This is a genomic window from Microbacterium umsixpiens, assembly GCF_053543675.1.
In genome coordinates this window covers 1,183-3,387 of record NZ_JBLVOH010000199.1, presented here as the reverse complement: position 1 = coordinate 3,387, position 2,205 = coordinate 1,183, and the positions used below count along the sequence as shown (strand labels likewise).

Sequence of the window (2,205 nt, the reverse complement as noted above, 5' to 3'; positions counted from 1 at the left end):
GTGCACCGACGCCGCGGCCGTGAAGGCCTGCACCAAGGCGGGGGCCACCTGCGGATCCTGCCTCTTCACGGTCAAGAAGATCGTCGGCCAGGAGCTGACGAAGCTCGGACAGGCGACGTCCGACGCCCTGTGCGAGCACTTCTCGATGTCGCGCCGTCAGCTCTTCGACGCGGTGCGCGTGTCGGAACTCACGACCTTCAGCGCGATCATCGCCCGTTTCGGCACCGGGCGCGGCTGTGACATCTGCAAGCCGGCTTTGGCGAGCATTCTGTCCGTCCTCGTCGGAGCGCACGTGCTCGACGGCGAGAACGCGGCTCTGCAGGACACCAACGACCACGTGATGGCCAACATGCAGAAGGACGGCACGTACTCGGTTGTGCCGCGGATGCCCGGTGGCGAGGTCACCCCTGCGGGACTGATCGCGATCGGGAACATCGCCGAGACCTACGGGCTCTACACGAAGATCACCGGCGGGCAGCGGATCGACATGTTCGGCGCCCGCCTCGAGCAGCTGCCGCAGATCTGGCAGCGGCTGGTCGACGCCGGGTTCGAGTCCGGGCAGGCGTACGGCAAGGCGCTGCGCACGGTGAAGTCGTGCGTCGGCTCGACCTGGTGCCGGTACGGGGTGCTGGATGCCGTCGGCATGGCCGTGCGCCTCGAGCTCCGCTATCGGGGTCTTCGGGCGCCGCACAAGCTCAAGGTCGGTGTGTCCGGCTGCGCGCGCGAGTGCGCGGAGGCCCGGTCGAAGGACGTCGGTGTGATCGCCACCGAGACGGGGTGGAACATGTACGTCGGCGGCAACGGCGGCTTCTCGCCGCGCCACGCGGAACTGCTGGCGGCTGACCTCGACGACGAGGGCCTCATCCGCGCGATCGACCGCTTCTTCATGTACTACATCCGCACGGCGGACCGACTCCAGCGCACGGCAGGGTGGTGTTCTGAGCTCGACGGCGGGCTGGACGGTCTCCGCGAGGTGATCTTCGACGACAGTCTCGGCATCTGCGACGACCTCGACGCGGCCATGAGCGTGCACGTCGACCGCTATGAGGACGAGTGGGCGGCGACCCTGCGCGACCCGGTGAAGCTGCGGCGCTTCGAGTCCTTCGTGAACGCGACCGACACCCCCGATCCCTCTCTGGCCTATGTGCCCGAGCGCGGTCAGGTGCGTCCGGCGACGACGGAGGAGCGATCCGACGCGACCGTCCTCATCGCCGGCACGACTCTGGAGGTGCGGCGATGACGCTTTCGGCCGAGATCGGAACGCGAGTTCGCGTCTGCGCGCTCAGCGATCTCGAGGTGGAGCGAGGCAGGGCGGCGCTGTTCGGCACGGTCCAGATCGCGCTCTTCCTCCTCGCCGACGGCTCCGTGCATGCGGTGTCCAACCTCGATCCCTACAGCGGTGCCCATGTGATGTCCCGCGGGATCGTGGGCACGCGGGGCGATGTGCCGACGCTGGCTTCACCGATGCACAAGCAGGTCTTCGACCTGCGCACGGGCGAATGCCTCGACACGCAGGGCAAGGCGCCGGCGACGCTGCGGGTATGGGACGTGACCGTTCGCGAGGGTCAGATCGAGCTGAACATCGAGGAGATCCGATGACGGTCATGTTGGGAGTCGACCTCACCGGACGCGACGTGCTGCTGGTGGGTGGTGGCGCGGTCGCGGCGAAGAGGATCCGCCGGTTCCTCGACGAAGGGGCGCGAGTGCGGATCGCCGCCCCCGTCCTGCATCCGGACACCGCGCGGCTGGTCGAGCTTCACGGTCTCGTCTGGCGCGCCGGTCGCTTCCGAGGAACGGATCTCGCCGGGGCGTGGCTCGTGCACACGGCCACCGGCGACGCCCGCGTCGACCGCGATGTCGCGGAACGTTGCGAGCGCAAGCGGATCCTCTGCATCAATGCCTCCGACGGCGCCCACGGGTCGACCAGGCTCACCGCACAGGCCGAGATCGGTGACGTGACCGTCGCGGTGACCAGTACGGTCGGTGCGGACCCGCGTCGGTCGGTCGCCGTGCGGGATGCGATCGTCGGCCTCGCGGGCGAAGGCCGCATCCCGCTGCGTCGGCGCCGTGCCGGTCGGAGTGGACGCGTCGACCTGGTCGGAGGCGGGCCGGGCCCCGCGGACCTGATGACGGTGCGCGCGCGTCGGCTCATCGCCGAAGCCGACGTGGTCGTGACCGACCGCCTGGGACCCGCGGCCGAGGTCG

At 69.5% G+C, this 2,205-nt stretch carries 3 protein-coding genes; all 3 read left to right on the top strand.

What is annotated here, in order from left to right:
* Positions 1-1,240, top strand: a 1,240-nt coding sequence (locus ACNPM4_RS17560; protein ID WP_473965306.1) for a nitrite reductase large subunit NirB family protein, incomplete at its 5' end; no start/stop codon positions are given.
* Positions 1,237-1,599, top strand: a complete 363-nt coding sequence (gene nirD, locus ACNPM4_RS17555) for a nitrite reductase small subunit NirD (protein WP_448986535.1) — start codon at positions 1,237-1,239, stop codon at positions 1,597-1,599. The genes ACNPM4_RS17560 and nirD, both read left to right, overlap by 4 nt.
* Positions 1,596-2,205: precorrin-2 dehydrogenase/sirohydrochlorin ferrochelatase family protein (locus tag ACNPM4_RS17550; RefSeq protein ID WP_448986534.1), on the top strand; the 610-nt coding region annotated here is incomplete at its 3' end. The genes nirD and ACNPM4_RS17550, both read left to right, overlap by 4 nt.

What these genes read in the sequence shown, in the direction of transcription:
- nirD (WP_448986535.1), top strand. Translation starts at nt 1,237, where the DNA reads ATGACGCTTTCGGCCGAGATCGGAACGCGAGTTCGCGTCTGCGCGCTC.